We start from the raw sequence: 14,992 nt of genomic DNA, 5'->3' as shown, positions 1-14,992 counted from the left end.
CATTCGCGGCAAGTGGGCCGACGTCCAGTCTGGCGAGCCCTTCAACAAGCGGTGGTTTTTTAGAAGACCACGCGTGAATTGGGAGGGGCGGCTCGACTTTGACTGAAGCCTTCAATTATATAGATTTCTGGTTTACTCGCTTGGATAGCTCTGCTGCGCTTTCCTTACGCTCGCTATAGCGGTCGAGTAGACAATCCTTATTGTCGCGAGTGAGCAGCGTGAACTTCATCAACTCTTCCATGACATCGACCATCCGGTCATAGAACGGCGAGGGTTTCATGCGGCCCGCCTCGTCAAACTCTAGGAACGCCTTCGGGGTGGAGGACTGGTTCGGGATGGTCAGCAGGCGCATCCAGCGGCCGAGGATACGGAGTTGGTTCACGGCGTTGAAGCTCTGCGAGCCGCCGCTGACCTGCATGACGGCCAGCGTCTTGCCTTGTGTTGGGCGCACGCCGCCGAGTGACAGCGGTATCCAGTCCATCTGCGTTTTTATGATGCCGGTCATCGCGCCGTGCCGTTCGGGCGAACACCAGACCATGCCCTCGGACCAGGTGACGAGATCGCGTAGCTCTTTCACCTTAGGGTGATCGGCCTCCGCGTCGTCCGGCAGTGGAAGACCGGACGGGCAATAGGTTCGCGTCTTGGCCCCCAATCGCGTCAGGACGCGGGCGGCCTCCTCGGTCATCAGTCGGCTGAATGAGCGGTCCCGGAGCGATCCGTAAAGCAGCAGGATGCGCGGGGCGTGCGTCGCCCGCGCCGGTGCAAACAGGCGATCCGTATCGATGGCTTGGAAATGGGTTTCTTCGAGGTTAGGTGTATCAGCCAAGGCGGTGTCCTTCCTCGTCAATCAGCGGTGTGCCGCCCTCTTTCGACATCGGGCCGAGTGGCAGGCGGTCGAGAAGATCCAGCACGGTCTCGCTCGGGCGGCACATCCGGACGCCCTTGGATGAGCAGACGATAGGACGGTTGACCAGAACGGGGTGCTCCAGCATTGCCGCGAGCAGCGTCTCGTCGTCCACGGAAGAATCGAGCAGCCCCAGTTCCTCCGCTGGGGATTTCGTCGTCCGCAGGGCGGTGCGGGGCGTCAGACCGGCAGCAGCGAATAGCGCCAGAAGCTGCGGACGGGTCCAGCCGGTTTGAAGATATTCGATGACCACGGGGGTCTCGCCCGCCGCCTCGATGATCGCCAGCACGTTGCGCGAGGTGCCGCAGTCGGGGTTATGGTGGATGACGATGCTCACGAGCTACCCCCTTCCTTTGGAAACCAGTGCTGCGTCCGGTTGGCGAAGGCGACGAGTGAGAGCATCACCGGCACTTCCACGAGGACCCCGACGACAGTTGCTAGGGCCGCTCCGGACCCCAGCCCGAATAGGCTGATGGCCACGGCGACGGCCAACTCGAAGAAGTTGGACGTGCCGATCATGGCGCAGGGCGCTGCCACGTTGAACGGGATGCCCCATGCCCGCGCCGCGCCGTAAGCCAAGAAAAAGATGCCGTAGGACTGGATCAGCAGCGGCACTGCGATCAAGGCGATGACCAGCGGGCGGTCGAGAATAACCTCACCCTGAAAACCGAACAGCAGCACGACCGTCACCAGCAGCCCAAGGATCGAGAACGGCTGCACGCGGGACTTGAATGCACCTACCGCTGCCTCGCCACCCTTCGCGACAAGGTTTCGGCGCGTTAGATATCCAGCCACCAGCGGCAGCAGGACGTAGAGACCTACCGACAATAGCAGGGTATCCCACGGCACGACGATGTCGGTCACACCAAGTAGGAAGGCGACGATAGGCGCAAAGGCGAAAACCATGATTACATCGTTTACGCTGACCTGCACCAGTGTGTAGGTCGCATCGCCGCGCGTGAGGTTCGACCAGACAAAGACCATCGCGGTGCAGGGCGCGGCCCCCAGCAGAATGACGCCCGCGAGATAGGCCTGCGCGTCGTCCGGCGGGATCAGGTGCGCGAAGACATGCTCGAAAAACAGCACGCCGAGTGCGGCCATCGTGAAGGGTTTGATTAGCCAGTTGACGACCAACGTCACGACCAGCCCTTTTGGTTTGTCCCCGACTTGGCGTAGTGCGCCAAAATCCACGCCGACCATCATTGGATAGACCATCGCCCAGATCAGCACCGCCACGGGCAGGTTGACCGAGGCTACCTCCAGCGAGGCCAGAAAGGAGAAGAGACCCGGAAAGAGATTGCCCAGAAGCAGCCCGCCGCCGATGGCGAGCGCCACCCAGACGGAAAGCCAGCGCTCAAAAGCTCCCAGACCCGCCGCAGCGGGAAGCGATAAATCGGTCATTTCAGGCAAGTATCCATTCTAAGAGTTTCTCGCATTAGCAGGCACAAGCGAGCTCATTGATGACGGGCTGGCAAAGTTCGGGACGTCCGCCACAGCAATCTTCCATGAGGAAGGCCAATAAACCGCGCATCCCGTCCATATCGGCGAAATAGCGGATGCTGCGACCCTCCCGTTTGTTCCGGATCAGGGCGGCGCGGGACAGAATGCTTAGGTTGGCCGACATTGTATTCTGGCGAACCCCGAGGGTGTCGCTTATATCACCCGCCGTCATGCCTGCCTCTCCGGCCTTAATGAGCAGGCGGAATACATCGAGCCGAGTAGACTGGCTGAGAGCGGCGAAAGCGTCGAGAGCGTGTGTGTTATCCATGAATCTGGAATTATTGATATATGAAGCGTAGGTCAAGCGCTTTTTGGTGAATCAGGGGCACCTAAGACGCTCCATTTTGGAACGGGCGCAAACAGCATTGTTGATGCTGTTAAAAGCCCCGCTCAAAACCCAAGAAGTTGTTGAAGGTTATTGACCTCAAAGTGGTAGCAGACGTTAGCTGCGTTGCAGAAAATCAGTAAAGAGGGCTCATTGCGGAAGGCCCCACCAAACAGAACATTGTTCCAATGCCATTAGTTAGTCGTGCAGGCGCGAGGTAATTGTCGTGCCTTCGCGCCTGTTTTCTTAATGCTTGATCTTCGCTGTGGATTCAGACGTCAACGACGACTTTACCAACTGCTTTGCCGTTGGAAAGATGCGCGTATGCGTTGCCAACTTCAGCAAGACCAAACGCTTGGTCATCAAGAAGCGGCTTTAAATCGCCCGCGTCTATGATGGCTGCGAGTTTCGCAAGGATATCGCCATGCACGTCGCGTTTGTAATTGTGCAGCATCGGGATCAGCATGAACACAACATGCAACGACAGGCCTTTGAAGTGTGCCGTCGATAGGTCGATTTCAAGCATGGAGCTTGTTGTGACGACCTGCGCGTTCAAGGCTGCAGCCGCAAAAGAGTTGGTCATATTTGCGCCGCCCACTGTGTCATAAACAACGTCAAAACCAGCATCATTTGTATGTGCTGCAACGTAGTCTTCGACAGTTTCACTGCGGTAATTGATTGGTGTTGCACCGTAACCTTTGATGATCTGGGCTGTCTTTTCACCACTGATTGTCGCATAAACATCAGCACCAAAATGCTTGGCCAGTTGAACCGCGACGTGACCCACGCCACCAGCGCCGCCCTGCACAAGAACCTTTTGACCGGACTTAACGCCAGCACGCACCAAGCCCTCGTAGGCAGTGATCGCAACGAGTGGTAATGCTGCCGCTTCACGCATTGAGATCGACTTTGGCTTCAGTGCGATCAACTGCGTGTCGACCACCATGAATTCGGCCAATGCACCCTGCAAATCGGCCAAGCCGCCAGCACAACCGTAAACCTCGTCACCAATCGCAAAGCCTGTGACGCCGTCGCCAAGCTCGGTAATAGTGCCCGCAAAATCCATGCCCAAAACGGCAGGCAATGCAGGGGACAACGGCAAGTCGCTGCCCATAATACGGATCATCGTGTCGACAGTGTTCACGCTTGTCGCAGCGACCTTGATAATAACATGGCCTTCTTTCGCGGTAGGGTTCGGCAGGTCCGCGGCTTCAAATACTGCGGTTTCGCCGTAGGTGTTCAGGATCATGGCTTTCATCGGGGGGTCTCCAAAGGATGAATGAACCCCCAATCTATTCCTATCCAATTTCTATATAAATAGGATAATTTGGAATTCAGTATTCGGTTTTGCTATGCAATGGAGGCAATGATGCGAGTCATTTCCTGCATAATCGACGCAGCATGATCGGCGTTCAGCGCTGCCGCATTTGGGTTTGCGAATTGCCCTGCATCATTGTCGAAATACTTGCCTGATGCGTCCGCGAACGATGCATCAAGTGCAGCCTCACATAAAATGTCTGCGCCAATCGCAAGGTCATTGCCCGCAATGCCAAACCCTTCCTTCACCATTTTTGAGGCGAGCAAGGATCCGGGGTTCACCGCAACGATCACGGGACCATCGGGCAATACACGGGCCATTTCGCGGCCCCAAACAGTAATCGCGAGCTTGCTTTGTGCATAGACTTCCATGTCGCCTAAACGGCTCTCGCCAGCCATCGCGGCCAGATCCACAGGCGCTTGCGCTGCCGATGATAAGTTCACGACGCGACCTGATTTTGGGATGATCGCAAGCAATCGATTGGTCAGAACAAAAGGCGCGAAGGTATTAACCATAAATCGAACATCCAAGCCCTCGGGCGTGCGAGTCTCGGCAGCCTTTAAAACTCCCGCGTTATTAATCAGCACATCAAGATTGGCGTGTCGGGCCAAGATTTCATCGGCCATTGATGTGACATCCCCCAGCCGCGTCAGATCAGCGAGGTAAACCTCGACCTTGCTGCCAACCTCTTTCGCCGCGGCCGCCAGTTTGTCGGCATTCCGCCCATGCAGCAGGATCAGGTGGCCCTTTGCCGCAAGCATTTTCGCGGTTAAAAGGCCGATGCCGTCGGTCGCACCTGTGATCAGTATTGTCTTCGTCATTTTCAAATTTCCTTTACTGCGCAAAGTCGGGCAGAACATCATCTGCCAACCGCTTTAACGTGGTTTCGATTTCCGCTCCATTGAACCGTAGGTTCAGCGCGACATGGTTCATTCCGAGAGCTTGGATTTTCGCGAGGTAACGGCGCAGAAACCGCGTCCCAGATTGAAACCCGAGATGGATAGGTTTTGCCGGTGCATCGGCGTCATCTAAAACGTCAACATAAAGTGACTGCATCACAGGTTTGTCGATCCCGCCTACTTTTGATATCAGCTGACGAAACTGAGCGACAACGCGCCCTTGTGTCTGCGCGTCGCGCGGATAAGTCATCCAACCATCGCCATTCTGCGCAACCCATTCGGGCGACTGTTGGCTGCCGCCAGTGATAAGCAGCGGGATGTGTTCTGCAGTCGGCTTGGGCAGCATATCAATACCACCCGTCAAAACGCCCGCGCCATTCTGAAACTGTGGATAGCCCTGTGAAACCGCATTAATATAGTCGACGCTCTCGCGAAACCGTTCGCCTCGGTCAGCATAGGTCATGTTCAACGCTGGGTATTCGTCAGGCCTATCGCCCGAGGCAACGCCCAGCAAAAGCCGCCCACCAGAAAGCGCGTCAGCGGTTGCCGCCGCCTTTGCCACATGTGCAGGGTGGCGCAAAGGCAGCACAACGCTGGCGACCCCATGTGCGATGTTGCGCGTCGTCGCGGCCAGCACTCCCAGATAGACAAACGGATCATACATCTGCCCAGCGTCCCCAAAACTGGGCACATTAAACGGCACGTCGCGCAGCCAAAGCGCCGAAAACCCAAGTGCCTCGGCAAGCTGCGCACGTTCAATATGCCCCGACATGTCAGGCACCACGGATTGCGCATAATTTGCAATCGGAACGACCAGCCCAATGCTCAGACGATTGGGTTTGAAGACAGTATTGTAAGCGCGGTTCAACTTGGGGAACCCAGCGTTAAGAGAGGTGTAGTTCATGTGCATTCTCGTTTTTCCAGCGTCTCCAAGGCTGGCATACATGTTTATCAGCGTGTATAAATGCCCGAAATCTTTGTTCAGAATTCGCAAATGGGATATAATGTCATGGATACCGATGGGCTTCGTCTGTTTGTTCTGGCGGCTGAAAAGCTGAACATAAGTGCCGCAGGTCGTGAACTGGGCCTTGCGCCTGCAGTCGCCAGCGCCCGTCTTGCAAAGCTTGAGAATGAGGTCGGTGCTGATCTGTTACGACGCTCCACCCGCAAAGTGGCGCTGTCGCTTGAGGGCGCGGAGTTTCTCCCCTTTGCGCGCGAAATCTTGCAGCAGACAGACGCGGGGTTGGCAGCCCTTGGTAACGGTAAACCAACCGCGACAGGCACTTTGCGGTTTACCGCGCCAAGCACGTTTGCCCAGCTTCATGTTGCACCAATCCTGCCAGATTTCCTCGCGGCCCATCCCGATGTGACGCTTGATCTGCGCCTGTCCGATGTTCAATTCGACCTCATTGAAGGGAGCTTTGATTTGGCGCTGCGTAACTCCGAATTGACGGATTCAAACTTAAAGGGGCGCAAGCTTTCCGATGATAAACGCATTCTTTGTGCCTCTCCCTCATACCTCGAAAAGCACGGCACGCCCGTGCATCCCGATGATCTCGCGGCGCATCACTTGATCGCTTTTCAGGAACAATCAGCACGCCCACTCATCGGTTTAGGCGGCAAGACCGCCGTGTTTGATCCGCGTGCAGCACGCAGCCGTTTGATCCTAGATGACGGATTGAGCCAGAAAATTGCAACGGTCGCAGGCGCAGGTATTTCCATCAACTCGCGTTGGAGCGTTTATAACGAAATCGCAAATGGTAGCCTAGTTCGCGTCCTGCCTGAGTTCGAAATGGCCACCAGAACAGCGCTTTGGCTTGTGTATCCCAAGACAAATGTTCTTTCCGCAAAGGTGCGCGTTTTCATGGATTTTTTGCTCGACCGCTTGTCCAAATCACCGATTTGGGAGGGGCCAGAACAGGTATAGGTCACCTTCACATCATCAAAGTATTACTTAGCTTTGTCTTCTATTTTCGCCGCCACAACCTTTTTCGTGGGCTACACTTGCGTGTATTCGCTCTGGTATTCGACAAATCGTTGCGTCCACAAACTCTAGCGTATTTTCTGATGTGTCGTGCAATCAAGAATTCACTTCCAGGTCATCTGCGCGCGATCTCATCCTCTCTCGAAAGCCGACATTCGCTGCAGCACAGAAGATCAACACATTGGGCTTATTCTGTTGAAAAACTCCAACACCAAAAAAAATGCGCTAAAAATTCAGAACAATGCTCATTTCTTTTGATGGGCAATCTATTTTCGCACTAGAATTGTGCATAATTAAAAGATCTGAACCTTATTGCCTTACTTACCAAGCGTCGACCTCTATTGAGGTTGCGATCCGTGGAGTGGATTGGCATAATTTACCGTATGAATTCGGAAATTGAGCTGATGGTTTTCACCGATCTGGATGGATCCTTGATCGACCACAATACGTATGAGTGGGCTCCGGCACGGCAAGCGTTGACCTCCTTGGATAATATTTCTGCGGGTGTTGTGCTGTCCAGCAGCAAAACGGCTGCGGAAATTGGCAGACTACGTGCGGAACTTGGGTTGGAAAAATGGCCTGCGATTGTTGAAAATGGCGCAGGGATTTTGCCTCCGTTTGTGGCAGATGTTGCAACGCAGTCAGCCTACCAAGATTTGCTTGTGACCTTAGCACAGGTTCCACCGGGCTTGCGCCGCCATTTCCGTGGCTTTGCTGACATCACAACCACTGAACTGGCTGACATCACGGGCCTTTCGCCTGCTGCCGCTGCACGGGCACAAAACCGCTGTTTTTCGGAGCCTGGGCAATGGCTTGGCACTGATGCACAACAGGCCGAGTTCGTGACGCTGCTGACATCGTGGGGCATCCAGGTGCAACAAGGCGGCCGGTTTTTAACCCTTTCATTTGGCGGCAACAAAGCCGATCAAATGCGCAGCATTATCAAAGCTTATCACCCCAAACACACCATCGCGCTTGGTGACGCACCCAACGACGTGCAGATGCTGGAAGCTGCCGAGTTTGGGGTGGTCGTCGCCAATCCCCATCGCTTACCGCTGCCGCCCTTAAAGGGCGAGCCCGAAGGCCACGTTTTGCGCACGCAGGCGGCTGGCCCCGAAGGCTGGAACGCGGCAGTGCTTTACCTACTTAACCGACTAGAATTGCAATAGGATTTCCCACATGTCCGATTTTCATCAAAACGGAAACATCACAACGCTGCACAATTTGCGGGCCCGATCGGCAAATGACCTAGAGCATGAGCTTTCAGTGTTTGCAGAGTCGCGAAAAATCTCACTTATCTTGCCCTGCCTCTATTCGGAACTTGAGGGCGAGGCGATGCCGCATATTTTGTCACAACTCTCCAAAGTCAGTTATCTGCACAGGATCATTATCGGGCTGGATGCTGCGGATCAAGCGCAGTTTCGCCACGCCAAAAGATTCTTTGAAGGCCTAAATCAAAACCATATTGTGATCTGGAACGACAGCCCGCGCATGCGGGCGCTTGGGGCGCGGTTGCAGGCAATGGGGCTGGGCCCGATCGAACAAGGCAAGGGAAAAAACGTATGGGCCTCAATCGGTTATCTGATAGGTTGCGCCGATAGTGCCGTCATGGCGATCCATGACTGTGACATCCTGACCTATGATAAAGAGATGCTGGCGCGGCTGGTTTATCCGGTGGCAAACCCCAACTTTTCCTATCAGGTTGCTAAGGGATACTACCCCCGTATCGGCGGTGGCAATCTGAATGGTCGGGTGACGCGCCTCTTGGTCAGCCCGCTGCTGATCGCACTAAAACGGGTGATCGGCGACCGAGATTACATCGAATATTTGCGCAGCTTTCGCTATCCGCTGTCGGGTGAGTTTGCCATGCGCACCGCGATTTTACCCGACTTGCGGATGCCATCGGATTGGGGGCTGGAAATTGGTGTGCTGTCCGAGGCGTGGCGCAACCTGGCCCCTAAAGCGGTGTGTCAGGTCGATATTTCAGACGCCTATGACCACAAACATCAAACCCTAAGTTCGGATGAAGCAAATGCTGGCCTGAACCGGATGTCGACGGATATTTGCAAGGCGATTTTCCGCAAACTTGCCGCCGATGGTACGGTGTTCACGCCCAATGTTTTCCGCACGTTAAAGGCCACATATTACCGCTGCGCCTTGGATATTTTAGAGGCTCACTATAATGATGCGAAAATGAACGGGTTGTCGATTGATCGCCACACCGAAGAACGCTCGATCGAGCTGTTTGCGGAAAACATCATGCGCGCGGGTCAGGTCTTTTTGGAAAATCCGCATGAAACGCCGTTTATTCCAACTTGGAACCGCGTCCATTCGGCCGACCCTGCGTTTATTTCGGATATGAGGGTCGCGGCCAAGGCCGATGAGGAGGAATTTGTTTAACCCGCATGCACCCGTTAACGGGTGCGGTTGCTGATCCAACGACATTGATACGGCGCAAGGGTAATCGTTTCTTGGGTTGTATCAATCTGTTCCTCGTTGAGCAGATCGAACCACGGCTCATCATCGATCAGGTTCATTGACAGCAATGACACCTCAACCGTGTGGTTGCTGACGTTATGCAGCGCAAAAATCGATTGGTGCCGGTCAAGGCTTTGCCGCCAAACGCCCATCACACGGTCATCCAGCGCCATGGTGAATTGGGTGGCATTGGGATGAAACGCCGATTGCTTGGCTCTGATCTGCATTCGGTCTGACAAGGCAGTCAGAACGCGCGATTGATCCGAAGTGGGGTCGTCAAGCAGCGCATTTAACCTCGGATAATCCCAGCGATGGCGGTTGATGGCACGGTTCATACCCCGCCGCGCGACCTGCTCAAGGTCATTTGGTGTCGCCAGCATCGAATGGATATAGAAGGCGGGAATACCCTCAAATGACATCACAATGGTCTGCGAACAAACAAAACGTTCGAATTGATAATCGTCTTTACCATCAAAGGTCTGCCCCGTAGCGGCATAAAATGTGGTATTGATCTCATAAGGGGCTTGCCCGCCATTTGGCAGCGCCCGCATTGATACAAGTCCGCCAATATCTTTGATGGTCTCAATCATCTTTGCTTGCTCGGCTGAAGGTAAAATCCCTTCAGCGGGGCGCATGCCGATCCCGTCATGGCTTGCCGTAAAATTCAGATAGGCGCAGCCAAGTTGCGCAGGCGGCATGCCGCGCTGCCAGCCCCGCAAATACCGTGCAGACCCGGACATGACCGCATGCAAAATCAGCGGCGGCAGGGAGAAATTATAAATTGCGTGCGCCTCGTTCCTGTTGCCAAAATAACTTAGGTTTTCCGCCTTTGGCACGTTGGTTTCGGTCAACAGAATGATCGTTTCAGCCGCGTAATCACACAGTAGGCGCATCAGCTGCACGATGGCATGGGTTTGCGGCAGGTGGATCGAGGATGTGCCCGTCTCTTTCCAAAGAAACGCGACTGCATCCAGCCGAATGATGCGCACCCCATTGTCGACATGCAGCCGGATAATGCGCAGGAATTCTAACAAAACTTCGGGGTTGCGAAAATCCAGATCAATCTGATCGTGACTAAAGGTACACCAAACATGGCGGGGGCCATTTGCCGTTTCTACCTTTTGTAACAAGGGCGTGGTACGCGGCCTGACAACGTCGGTTAGGTCTTCCTCGGGCAAGGCCTCAAAGAAAAATTTATCATAGGGCGCCTGCGCCTGAAGGTAGCCGTTAAACCACTTTCCCTGACTGGAAACATGATTTAAAACCAGATCAGACATCAGCCGAAAATCGGTGCTGATCCGGTTGATATCGGGCCAGTCGCCCAATTGCGGATTGACCGCGCGAAAATCTGAAACCGCAAAGCCATCGTCAGATGTGAAAGGAAAAAACGGCAGAATATGCACGCCGTTAACCACGCCTTTCATCCGACGCACAAGAAAATCATGCAGCAAATCCAGCGGCTTGTGCGCCCCATCAAGGATAGAGTTGCCATAGGTGATCAGCAACGCGTCTTTTTCTGTCCATAGGTTATTGCCGGGCAACCGCCCGCGCTTACGCGGCTTGGTTCCCTCGGGCCAGAAGGCAGCAACGATCAGGCTCGCCAGAATGTCGCGATCAATTTTAGGATAAATACGATGAACAAGAGACGTTAAACGTCGATCGAAAGAGTTGGCTTGGGGTGTCTGCATGATATCAGAAGGCTTCAAAACGAAGACCTTTTCAAGGTGTTCGACGTTTTTAGATCTCAAGGATTAGGAGCTGGCTCTTAACAGAATGAACGTCGACACATTTGATCGGCGACGTCTAAATTTTAGGCGGCCGGTGAATGCTCTGGACATGGTTGAGTGCAAAAAGAAAGTGCGTGAAATAAGTTTCAAAACGTTGCAAGCTCAGATGATGTCACCGAAATGCTACAAGATCACTTAGCGCAGCCACTGCGCTACTCCCTCAACTATCGCAGTGAACGAAACATGACACGCCATCTCAGAGCATTTGTCGATATGGCAAAATCGCCACCCACTTCAAACAAATAGTTTTCCGGTTCTCCGGGAAAAATGTTGAATTGGGCTCGCGGCCCGAATTGTACCGCATCAAACCCTAACGCCACCCTGGCTCCGGCATTGCTTTGACTAAAGTGCCAACGAAATCTACAAACCCGTCAGCTCCTCTCAACCAGTTTAGCCGAACGTTTCCATATGAATCTGGTTGCTTCAAGTTTTGACCTAAATTGAACCACTAAAGCATACTATTTCGACCCTCAGGTAAGCAAAAACCGCCATTGGTGCCATAGATCCTCACGAAGCCTCGTTTCTTGGATATAAGGATGTGTCGTTCTAGAAGCCCAGACCTGTCCGTATTGGTGTAATTATTTGGTGGCACTAGAAAGGGCGGCCACACAGTGGTTCATCCCTCGCAGCATAGAATAATGGGAAGTTTATTGTCCGTCGTCAGGGTTTTTGGAACCAATTGCGGCTTAAACTAAGAGAGAGTTCGGCTCATCTGGTTGATTGCATTACGGATCTTCCCCCATTATTCCACAAGCCTCCCCGGAGCGCATACCTGTGAGCAAGCAGAGACATAGGAGGGGCGTGAGTAGGGGATCATTGGCCCCCAACAAAGTCACCACCTCTGCATCCGTCAAGGCTCCCACCAGGATTTGCGGGACACTTATGCGATAATCGGTTTTGGTCTTGAGGCCCCAATTGAGGCCAAGGCGGAAGGCAGTGCTTCCAAGGGTGAGGAGGGTAAAGGTCGAGAGCATCTATATAAATCTCCATGAGGTTTTTTATATAGATGATTGATATAGCTCAGTTTTTATAGATGTCGAGTCGGGGTTTCGATGCCCGTGAGGCTATAACCGGTGTTAGAGAAATAAAACAGAAATGGTTTGGATTCGGCCATTTTCAGTAACAGCTGTGCGACGCCGCACTGTGTGGCCTTGTCGAGTGACTCGCTTACGTTGATTAGTTGTTCAGATTGAGACGGGCCCAGGAAAAGGGTGAAATAATTGCCGCCGGAGTATTCGACAATAATGCGGACCAGTTGGTCTACGTTATTGCTTTAACTGGGCCCGAAACGCTAAACTCTTTGGGGTGCCTTACTCTGACGGAACGTAATTAAGTGGATTGCCATCCTGCCCTGAGTTCACCATGTAATACTGTTCCTCACTGGTATCGTAGACCAAATAGGCATCCTGTCCGGCAGGCTTAGTCTGTGCCCCCCATGGCGCTTCGATGGTGATTTCTTCTGCGATGGCGAAACCGACGTCTGACATGGCGATCATTGGGACCGGGACGGTTTTTAGTGCCCCTACTACGCTTGGATCATTCGCGGCAAGTTTTTTGGCTAATTCTGGCACCATCTCTAGCCGCTCCACTAAACGGGCATTTTTCTCAGAAACCTCTTTAAGGGAGACTGTTTTATAGCTGTCAGTAAATGTTTGAAGACCGATGATGTAAAAATCTGGGCCATCGCCTGTCATCTGCAGTGCAACTATGCTTCCTACATTCTCTGCGAGATAGGCCGCGTCATAGCCCGTGGCATCAACAGAGCCAAGGTTGTTTTGGATAGCTTCTGGCAATTCCGTAAGATCAGCACTTTCAAGCCGCCAGCCTAAAATGGGTTGGTCTTTAACAAACATCCGCTCCGAAGGCGCGGCTTCGGTGATCCGCGTGGTAATATCGCTTTGCGTTTGGATTTGTGCAGTTACAGGGCTTGAGAATAACCCAAAACTGAACCGTCCCTAGTTTTCCGGAGGCTCCAAAGTAAGTATGGATGGAGCCTATGGAAAAAAGTACCAGAGCAAACCGGTTTTCGACCGAGGTCCGCGCCCGCGCGGTTCGGATGATTTTTGAACACGAGCATGAGTATGCCAATCAATCGGCGGCGATCATGGCCATCGCACCCAAGATCGGGTGTGGCAGGGACACACTGCGAAGGTGGGTCAAACAGTCGGATATCGATAGCGGGCGCAAAGACGGGCAGACCTCTGATGAGCGTGTGCAGATTAAGGCGATGGAACGCGAAATCCGAGAGCTTCGCCAAGCCAATGAGATCCTCAGAAAGGCGTCAGCATATTTTGCGCAGGCGGAGCTCGCCCGCCCGTTCAAGCGATGATTGCCTTCATTGAAGAGCACCGCAATGACCTGGGAGTCGAGCCGATTTGCAAGGTTTTGCCAATAGCCCAGTCCACATTCTATGCGCATGCTGCGATCCTCAAAAACCCAGACTTGGCGTCCGATCGTGCCAAACGGGACACGGATCTGGTTCCTGAGATCAAACGTGTTTGGGAAGAGAACAATGAAGTCTACGGCATCCGAAAGGTCTGGCATCAAATGCAGCGTGAGAAGTTCACTATTGCGCGCTGCACTGTGGCCAGGTTGATGAAACGCCAATCTATTCATGGTGTTATTCGAGGAAAGATAAAGAAGACGACGGTGCCGGATAAGAGCCAGCCATGCCCAAAAGACAAGGTAAATCGCAAGTTTCGAGCCCCCGCACCAAACATGCTTTGGGTGAGTGATTTTACTTACGTCTCGACGTGGCAGGGCTTCGTGTATGTGGCTTTTATCATCGATACCTTCGCAGACAAAATTGTTGGTTGGCGTGTTTCGAGTTCACCCAAAACAGATTTTGTGTTGGATGCTTTGGAGCAAGCGCTGCATGATCGACGCCCAGTTCACAAAGGTGGCCTCATTCATCACTCCGACCGTGGGGGGCAATATTTGTCCATTCGCTATACCGAGAGGTTGGCCCTCGCGGGGATCGAGCCCTCGGTTGGCAGCGTCGGTGACTCTTACGACAACGCCTTGGCCGAAACCATAAACGGCCTCTACAAAGCCGAGGTCATCCACCGGCTAGGTCCATGGAAAACCATGGCTGCAGTCGAGTGGGAAACGCTCAAATGGGTCGACTGGTTTAACAACCGTCGCATACTTGAGCCCATCGGATACATCCCGCCAGCAGAAGCAGAAGAGAGGTACTATGCACAATTCAATGCGTTAGATATGGTCGCGTGAGACGAAGTAATCAGCCTCCGGCAAACAAGGGGCGGTTCAGAGTGTCACCCAGGCCATAAAGGTTTGAGAGAGTTCGAAACTCAACTGAAGAACAATAATCCTATTAATTGGCGCAAAATTCTTACGGATAAACCACCTGACGATGAAAAATAGCCGATAATGAATGTCTGCTCAGGGTAAGCTGCGCTGCGGCACTGAAGCCTTTATTGAATGGCGGCTCTGGGCCGTTCGCGCCGATCGACACTTCGGGCGGGAACCGGACATTCGCTGCAGTTGCGAAACTTGGTTTCTGGATATGAGAAAGCAGACGTTCGGCAGCACTCAACGGTTTCACCCGCAGCGAACGGCAGCAAGGAGCCTATTCTGTTGAAAAACTCTTTGCTGCGACTGCAAATTTTCAGAAAGTAGAAAAACGTTATCCCAGAGTCGAAATACGTCCCGAGATACAGTCGAAGCATGAATGAAACGGAATATTATTCCTCTCAACTTGGTCAAAACGGACAATATCAGAGTTTTTCAACAGAATAAGCCCACACTGTGAGTTGGCTTTACCCGCTGCGCACGTT

The 14,992-nt window shown here is 53.3% G+C and carries 14 protein-coding genes and 1 other annotated feature; of the genes, 4 read left to right on the top strand and 10 right to left on the bottom strand.

Annotated features, from left to right (window positions below):
- Nucleotides 1-115: 115 nt before the first annotated feature.
- From arsH to RC74_RS18485, 7 genes are all read right to left on the bottom strand, one after another.
- On the bottom strand, nucleotides 116-826 hold the full coding sequence (gene arsH / locus RC74_RS18515) for an arsenical resistance protein ArsH (protein WP_039003265.1): 711 nt from the start codon (nucleotides 824-826) through the stop codon (nucleotides 116-118).
- Nucleotides 819-1,241 (bottom strand): arsenate reductase (glutaredoxin), encoded by a 423-nt coding sequence (arsC, locus tag RC74_RS18510; RefSeq protein ID WP_039003266.1) that lies wholly within the window; start codon nucleotides 1,239-1,241, stop codon nucleotides 819-821. Before arsC ends, arsH begins: the two co-directional genes overlap by 8 nt.
- Nucleotides 1,238-2,305 carry an ACR3 family arsenite efflux transporter gene (gene arsB / locus RC74_RS18505; RefSeq protein WP_039003267.1) on the bottom strand — a complete coding sequence of 356 codons (1,068 nt, stop codon included), beginning with the start codon at nucleotides 2,303-2,305 and terminating at the stop codon, nucleotides 1,238-1,240. The genes arsC and arsB overlap by 4 nt, the downstream gene beginning before the upstream one ends.
- Nucleotides 2,306-2,339: 34 nt before the next feature.
- The gene (locus tag RC74_RS18500) at nucleotides 2,340-2,672 is read right to left on the bottom strand and encodes an ArsR/SmtB family transcription factor (protein WP_039003268.1); all 333 of its coding nucleotides are present in this window, start codon (nucleotides 2,670-2,672) and stop codon (nucleotides 2,340-2,342) included.
- Nucleotides 2,673-3,000: 328 nt separating this feature from the next.
- Nucleotides 3,001-3,987 carry a zinc-dependent alcohol dehydrogenase family protein gene (locus RC74_RS18495; protein WP_039003269.1) on the bottom strand — a complete coding sequence of 329 codons (987 nt, stop codon included), beginning with the start codon at nucleotides 3,985-3,987 and terminating at the stop codon, nucleotides 3,001-3,003.
- 92 nt (nucleotides 3,988-4,079) lie between these two features.
- A complete protein-coding gene (locus tag RC74_RS18490) occupies nucleotides 4,080-4,868 on the bottom strand; it encodes an SDR family NAD(P)-dependent oxidoreductase (protein ID WP_039003270.1) in 789 nt (262 codons plus the stop codon).
- A gap of 13 nt (nucleotides 4,869-4,881) precedes the next feature.
- On the bottom strand, nucleotides 4,882-5,850 hold the full coding sequence (locus RC74_RS18485; protein WP_039003274.1) for an LLM class oxidoreductase: 969 nt from the start codon (nucleotides 5,848-5,850) through the stop codon (nucleotides 4,882-4,884).
- A gap of 105 nt (nucleotides 5,851-5,955) precedes the next feature.
- Here RC74_RS18485 and RC74_RS18480 point away from each other — a divergent pair, with 105 nt between their 5' ends.
- The 3 genes from RC74_RS18480 (at nucleotide 5,956) to RC74_RS18470 (ending at nucleotide 9,330) form a co-directional block, all read left to right on the top strand.
- Nucleotides 5,956-6,873: a LysR family transcriptional regulator gene (locus RC74_RS18480; protein WP_039003275.1), complete on the top strand. Its 918-nt coding sequence runs from the start codon at nucleotides 5,956-5,958 to the stop codon at nucleotides 6,871-6,873.
- Nucleotides 6,874-7,313: 440 nt separating this feature from the next.
- On the top strand, nucleotides 7,314-8,099 hold the full coding sequence (locus RC74_RS18475; protein WP_039003271.1) for an HAD-IIB family hydrolase: 786 nt from the start codon (nucleotides 7,314-7,316) through the stop codon (nucleotides 8,097-8,099).
- A gap of 10 nt (nucleotides 8,100-8,109) precedes the next feature.
- Entirely contained in the window at nucleotides 8,110-9,330 is a 1,221-nt protein-coding gene (locus RC74_RS18470; RefSeq protein WP_039003272.1) for a glycosyltransferase family protein, read from the top strand.
- 14 nt (nucleotides 9,331-9,344) lie between these two features.
- Here RC74_RS18470 and RC74_RS18465 read toward each other — a convergent pair whose 3' ends face one another.
- Both RC74_RS18465 and RC74_RS18455 read right to left on the bottom strand, forming a co-directional pair.
- Nucleotides 9,345-11,096 (bottom strand): sugar phosphorylase, encoded by a 1,752-nt coding sequence (locus RC74_RS18465; RefSeq protein WP_039003276.1) that lies wholly within the window; start codon nucleotides 11,094-11,096, stop codon nucleotides 9,345-9,347.
- A gap of 1,409 nt (nucleotides 11,097-12,505) precedes the next feature.
- A complete protein-coding gene (locus RC74_RS18455; RefSeq protein WP_179946745.1) occupies nucleotides 12,506-13,048 on the bottom strand; it encodes a hypothetical protein in 543 nt (180 codons plus the stop codon).
- Nucleotides 13,049-13,191: 143 nt separating this feature from the next.
- On the opposite strand from RC74_RS18455, the gene RC74_RS18445 reads away from it, so the two are divergent.
- A protein-coding gene (locus RC74_RS18445) for an IS3 family transposase (protein WP_156477516.1) occupies nucleotides 13,192-14,426 on the top strand; the annotation gives its coding sequence in 2 pieces (ribosomal slippage) (nucleotides 13,192-13,486 and nucleotides 13,486-14,426; 1,236 coding nt in all).
- Nucleotides 13,479-13,594 (top strand) — a sequence feature (AL1L pseudoknot). (Overlaps the previous gene by 116 nt.)
- A gap of 121 nt (nucleotides 14,427-14,547) precedes the next feature.
- Here the strand turns inward: RC74_RS18445 and RC74_RS22370 are convergent.
- Nucleotides 14,548-14,751, bottom strand: coding sequence for a hypothetical protein (locus tag RC74_RS22370; RefSeq protein ID WP_156477515.1), 204 nt, complete (start codon nucleotides 14,749-14,751; stop codon nucleotides 14,548-14,550).
- Nucleotides 14,752-14,992 lie beyond the last annotated feature (241 nt).

It is taken from the genome of Falsihalocynthiibacter arcticus, assembly GCF_000812665.2.
Taxonomy (GTDB): Bacteria; Pseudomonadota; Alphaproteobacteria; order Rhodobacterales; family Rhodobacteraceae; genus Falsihalocynthiibacter; species Falsihalocynthiibacter arcticus.
Note: the sequence above shows the minus strand (reverse complement) of the source record. Positions and strands in the feature narration are given on the sequence as shown.